The sequence below is a fragment of the Paragemmobacter kunshanensis genome, from assembly GCF_011059185.1.
Lineage (GTDB): Bacteria > Pseudomonadota > Alphaproteobacteria > Rhodobacterales > Rhodobacteraceae > Paragemmobacter > Paragemmobacter kunshanensis.
Window position 1 is genome coordinate 1 of sequence record NZ_JAALFE010000112.1, and the last position, 612, is coordinate 612.

Consider the following 612-nt stretch of genomic DNA (forward strand, 5'->3'; position numbering starts at 1 on the left):
GGTGGATTCCAGCCCTTGAGCCGTCGCCGCGCCATGGCCCCTTCGAGCCGAGCGCGCACGGCTGCAGGGCTGCCGCTCGCCCGGCCGGGGATGGACCCGCCGCGGAACCTGTCGAACAGCCCCATGCTCAGAGCCCCTTTTCCGTGAAGACGCGCACTTGCCGCACGATCCGCCGCCCTTCGGCCGCCGCGATCTCGCGATCCAGCGCCTCGAGGGCCCGGTCGATCTCAGCAACCGAGCGGTAATCGACCGTCTTTCCGTCATAGCTGACCCGAGCCACGCCCGAGGCACGCTGTGCGGCCAACGCCTCGCGACGGGCGCGGAGGTCCGTGATTGTCGCCATGACAGCCCACCTCTATCCTGCTCGTGACCCGTCCTGACCAGGCCCGCCATGACCGACCGGATTGCCCGCCTTCGCATCGAACTGCTGCATCTCGAGCCTTGCATCTGGCGTGAGCTCGAGGTCAGCCTGACCACCAACCTCCGCGCTCTGCACGAAATCATCCAGGCGGTGATGCCGTGGGAGAACTATCACCTCTATGATTTCCGGGTCGGCGACAGGGTCTATGGCGAACCCGATCCAGAGGACGCGGTGTGGGGCCGCAAGATCTA

At 66.8% G+C, this 612-nt stretch carries 2 protein-coding genes; one reads left to right on the forward strand and one right to left on the reverse strand.

All coding sequences use genetic code 11. The features are described from left to right. Nucleotides 1-127: 127 nt before the first annotated feature. The gene (locus G5V65_RS23075) at nucleotides 128-343 is read right to left on the reverse strand and encodes a phage head-tail joining protein (RefSeq protein ID WP_165054786.1); all 216 of its coding nucleotides are present in this window, start codon (nucleotides 341-343) and stop codon (nucleotides 128-130) included. Nucleotides 344-391: 48 nt separating this feature from the next. Between G5V65_RS23075 and G5V65_RS23080 the strand changes: the two genes are divergently transcribed. Beyond that, nucleotides 392-612: plasmid pRiA4b ORF-3 family protein (locus tag G5V65_RS23080; RefSeq protein ID WP_165054784.1), on the forward strand; the 221-nt coding region annotated here is incomplete at its 3' end.

Excerpts from the sequence above, each read along its gene's own strand:
- G5V65_RS23075 (WP_165054786.1), bottom strand. The coding sequence starts at position 343 with ATGGCGACAATCACGGACCTCCGCGCCCGTCGCGAGGCGTTGGCCGCA.